The sequence below is a fragment of the Bacillus cereus group sp. BfR-BA-01382 genome (assembly GCF_022663475.1).
Lineage (GTDB): Bacteria > Bacillota > Bacilli > Bacillales > Bacillaceae_G > Bacillus_A > Bacillus_A thuringiensis_S.
The window spans coordinates 1-5073 of sequence record NZ_JAKUFQ010000179.1; the positions used below are offsets into that span (position 1 = coordinate 1).

Here is a 5073-nt window from a genome sequence, read left to right on the forward strand (position 1 = left end):
AAGTGGAGCCATTTTTACGAACCATTGTGTTGATAAGTAAGGCTCAACTACTGCACCGCTACGCTCACTATGACCTACTGAATGCATATGAGGCTCGATTTCTACTAATACGCCAGCCTCTTGTAAGTCTTTCACTAATGCTTTACGGCATTCGAAACGATCCATACCGTTATACTTACCAGCTTTTTCGTTCATCGATCCATCTTCATTCATTACTAAGATGCGTGGTAAGTCATGACGGTTACCTACTTCAAAATCATTCGGGTCATGAGCTGGTGTAATTTTTACAACACCTGTTCCGAAGTCTTTTTCTACGTACTCATCAGCAATAATCGGAATCTCACGGCCTACAATTGGAAGTGTAACTGTTTTTCCGATTAAATGTTTGTAACGATCGTCTTCTGGATGAACTGCTACTGCTGTATCACCAAGCATCGTTTCTGGACGAGTTGTCGCAAGACGAATGTGGCCAGAACCATCTGTTAACGGATAGTTCATATGGTAGAATGCACCTTGAACTTCTTTATGAATTACTTCAATATCAGAAAGAGCTGTGCGTGTTGCTGGATCCCAGTTGATGATATATTCACCACGGTAAATTAAGCCTTTTTCGTATAATTGAACGAATACTTTATTAACCGCATCTGATAAACCTTTGTCTAATGTGAAGCGTTCACGAGAATAGTCTAGTCCTAAACCAACTTTCCCCCATTGTTGACGAATGTGAGAAGCGTACTCTTCTTTCCACTCCCAAGCTTTTTCAAGGAATTTTTCACGGCCAAGATCGTAACGTGAAATACCTTCTTCACGAAGTTTTCCTTCTACTTTCGCTTGTGTTGCGATACCAGCATGGTCCATTCCTGGAAGCCATAGTACATCGTATCCTTGCATACGCTTCGTACGAGTTAAAATATCTTGAAGAGTTGTATCCCAAGCATGACCTAAGTGTAACTTACCAGTTACGTTCGGAGGTGGAATTACAATTGTATACGGTTGTTTCTTCTCGTCTCCTGTTGCTTCAAAATATTTGCCTTCAAGCCACCATTGATAAAGGCCTTCTTCAACGGACATATGATCATATTTAGTTGGTAAATTCTTTTCCGTGTTTGACATTATTTTCCCTCCTTAAAATAAAAAATGTCCCTCATCCAAAAAGGACGAGGGACATCGCGGTACCACCTTTATTTACAAACAAATTCATAATTTGCTTATACTCTTAATTTGATAACGGACAAATCCGTCTTTTCCTAATAAGAACTATTCCGTTCAGAAAAGATGCTCCAGGGCTACCTTCTAACATAACTATCTAGAGAATCTCCCAGCTAATGATTCTCCTCTCTGAAGACGTTTCATGTTATACTCTTCCCCTTCAAGGCATTTATATGATTGTTAATTATTATATACAATAGTGTAAAAAACGAAACCTTATTCGTCAAGATAAATTTAAGTCTATGAATTTTCAGGCGCACAAAAAAGATAAGTAGCATTCTCTACTTATCTTCTTTATCTCGCTATTTGCGGGCAGTAAGATCCCTACATCAAAATTCAGCTGAAGCAAAGAAGTTAGGCGGGAGCCCCGCTGATTAAAGTTTTACTTTACCCGTTCCCTTGCTGGGCAGCTTGTAATTGTGATAGGAAATATTCTATATTGCTAACGAGCCAATGCGATTGTTGCAAACTCTTTACTTCCAGCAATTCATTTTCCTCGTTGCGATTATCTTTTCTTTTTCTATACGAACCGATTTGTCGAATAAATTGTGATGGGTACGTCATATAAGCAAACATGAGAAGTTGCTCTTCTTTCGTAAACGGAAAATTTTTTTGATACATTTGAAACCATTCAAACCGATCACTTCTTGCGATCGGATATGTGTTTAAAGACCGTGAATAAAAACCTACTATATCTTGCACAGGCGTTGCAAACTTCGATTTTTCCAAACTAATAAAATAGCCATTCCGCTCATAGTCAAATAAAAAATGATTAAGTGACACGTTACCATGTACAAAAGTAATACGCGTTTTATCTTTTTCTTTCATCGCATCGTTCCACTCATTTAATTGCTTCGTTGCAAATTCACGCGCTCTCATTACATGATGATAGTACGTACAATATTGCAATTCAAGCGGGGACATATACCATTTTGATTCAGATTCTACGAGAAACTCTTCTAACATCTCACCATCATTTTCCCAGCGATTGGATATAGTTGTATAATGTTTTTCTAAATCTTCTTCCGTATACGTTTCTTCCTTCACAGTTTTTTGATGCAACGTTCCGAGTGTCTGAAACATTTTATGGTATTGATCATTGTCCTCACCATTTCCTTCTGCACGTTCTAACCAAGGCATTAAATAATAATTATACGTCCCGTCACTTAAAATATAATTTCCATCCGTCGCATGGTATATAGGTACATAATTTGAAAAACCTTTCTCCTTCAAATATTGAATATGATGCAGAAAGTTATTCCGCTCTAACTTTCTGCCTTCTATTTTCTTAAGTGCATATGGACCTTGATTCGTATAAATTTTCATTACATTTCCGTGCTCTTCCATATGCTGCGTATCCAATCTATATTGCCTCACGATAGGTTCATAGTGATTTCGCAATTCAATATCCATACGAATAACCCTTTCTATTCAAAACATAACTTCTAAGAAAAGAAGTGAGTGAAAACACTCACTTCTTTATTTCGCCTTTACTCTTGAAACGGGAATATAAATAATTTGCCCCGTATTTAAAAATATATCTTCTGTTTGATTGACACGGTACAAATTTTGTACCGATGTTTCATAACGGTCTGCAATAGATTCAATTGTATCCCCTTCTTGTACGAAATACATTCTTAACTTTGTAAATTCCTCTTCCGGTTCTTTCGTAAATAGTTTTGTTAAATAAAGCGCATTTTCATCTCGCTGTGAGTACTCTTCTTCTTGTTCTTCCTGCTTTTTCGCTTTTTCTTTCTTGAAATCTTTTCGTCCGAACAATTCAAATTGCGGCGTTGTTTCTTGCTCCTCTTCACGTTCCACAAATTCATGTTCTTCTATTTTCTCTTCTTCTAATTCCTGCTCTTTTCTTTCCTCTAATTGGAACGGTTCAAATGCGTAATCTTCCCACTCATCTGATTCCTTGTATGTTGGTTCTTCTACATGGGGCGCCGGTCTATTCTCATCCTCTTGCGCTGAATCTTCTTCTAAATCAGCATACACCGTTTCTTCTTCATCCTCGCTTCTCTCTTCATCACATAAACCAGTAATAGATATATCCGCTAATAATTGTAAGCAACCATTTTCCTTTAATTCATAATCAAATTCCTCAATTGATACATATAGTTCTTCAATTACTTTCACGCGATTTCTCGGAATTGATATTTCAAGCGGAAAGGAATGAACAAGTTCATTAACCCCATCTTCCCTTGTTTCTACATAATCAATTGACTTTGCTGGCGATAGTTCTCTTAGTGAATACGCCGAATCATCTTGCCTTGCAACATACTCTCCCGTTAAATCTAATTGCCCTCTCACGATTACTTCATGATCAAGCTCTTCTATCTCAACGTCTGGATCTAACGAAATTGACAAAAGTTCATCGACTTCCTGTCCCTTTTGGAACCAAACAGATTCTTTTAATGAAAATCGTAACGAATGATCTGCAGCCACTTCTTTTCCCCCTCCCAAACTATATGTCATTACAGATTTATGTAGGGAAAGCTTACTTTATGAATAAAAAAAATCGCTCCCCTTATGGAGAGCGATTTTTCTCTAATACATTATTTTAATTTTGACATTGCAATTTCAGCCGCTGCAATTGTCGCCTCAATATCTGCGTCACTATGTGCTGTCGATAAGAATAAACCTTCGAATTGAGATGGTGGCAAGAATACACCTTGTTCTACCATTTCACGATAGTAAGCCGCAAAGAACTCTAAGTTTGAAGATTTTGCTGCATCGTAATTAATAACGGGCTCATCTGTAAAGAAAATACCAATCATAGAACCTGCACGATTAATATGATGTGGAATGCCATGTTTTTCAGCTGCTTTACGTAATCCAGCTTCTAACATTTCAGCTTTACGCTCAAATTCTACATACGATTCTGGCGTTAACTGTACTAACGTTTCATAACCTGCTGCCATTGCAAGTGGGTTACCTGATAAAGTACCAGCTTGATAAATCGGTCCGCTTGGCGCAATTTGGCGCATAATTTCTGCTTTACCACCGTACGCTCCTACTGGTAAGCCACCACCGATTACTTTACCTAAACAAGTTAAATCAGGTGTTACACCGTAGTAACCTTGTCCACAGTTATAAGCAACACGGAATCCTGTCATTACTTCATCAAAAATAAGCAGTGCACCGTTTTGTTCTGTTACTTCACGAAGTCCCTCTAAAAATCCTGGTTGCGGAGGAACAACACCCATATTCCCTGCCACTGGTTCTACAATTACACAAGCAATATCATCACCGAATTGTTCAAAAGCGTATTTCACACTTTCTAAATCATTATAAGCTACTGTAATCGTATTTTTCGCTACACCTTCTGGTACGCCAGGGCTATCTGGTAAACCTAGAGTCGCCACACCAGAACCAGCTTTAATTAATAACGAATCACCATGACCGTGGTAACAACCGATGAATTTCAAGATTTTATTACGGCCTGTATAACCACGAGCTAAACGTAGTGCACTCATTGTCGCTTCTGTTCCAGAGTTAACCATGCGGACAATTTCAATCGATGGTACACGCTCAATAACAAGTTTCGCTAATTTATTTTCGATTTCTGTCGGTGCACCGAAGCTTGTACCTCTTTCAGCAACAGATTTTAACGCTTCAACAACACGATCATTTGCATGCCCATGAATTAAAGGCCCCCATGATAATACGTAGTCGATGTATTCATTTCCATCAATATCATATACTTTAGAGCCTTTACCACGCTCCATAAACAACGGATTCATCCCAACAGACTTAAAGGCACGAACTGGGCTATTTACGCCACCAGGCATTAAATCTTGCGCCTCTTCAAACGCTGCAATTGACTTATCAAACTTTTTCATTATTTAACGCCTCCTT

General features: G+C 38.2%; 4 protein-coding genes and 1 other annotated feature. All 4 genes read right to left on the reverse strand.

The genetic code is table 11. From position 1 onward, the window contains the following. Positions 1-1113: class I tRNA ligase family protein (locus MR160_RS32595; RefSeq protein WP_346670376.1), on the reverse strand; the 1113-nt coding region annotated here is incomplete at its 3' end. Between the two features lie 37 nt (positions 1114-1150). After that, positions 1151-1382: a binding site (T-box leader), on the reverse strand. 214 nt (positions 1383-1596) lie between these two features. Then, the gene (gene ysxE, locus MR160_RS32600; protein ID WP_000350652.1) at positions 1597-2622 is read right to left on the reverse strand and encodes a spore coat protein YsxE; all 1026 of its coding nucleotides are present in this window, start codon (positions 2620-2622) and stop codon (positions 1597-1599) included. 66 nt (positions 2623-2688) lie between these two features. Then, positions 2689-3660 carry a stage VI sporulation protein D gene (gene spoVID, locus MR160_RS32605; RefSeq protein ID WP_000718528.1) on the reverse strand — a complete coding sequence of 324 codons (972 nt, stop codon included), beginning with the start codon at positions 3658-3660 and terminating at the stop codon, positions 2689-2691. Positions 3661-3770: 110 nt separating this feature from the next. Next, positions 3771-5057 (reverse strand): glutamate-1-semialdehyde 2,1-aminomutase, encoded by a 1287-nt coding sequence (gene hemL / locus MR160_RS32610; protein WP_000712938.1) that lies wholly within the window; start codon positions 5055-5057, stop codon positions 3771-3773. Between the last annotated feature and the right edge of the window lie 16 nt (positions 5058-5073).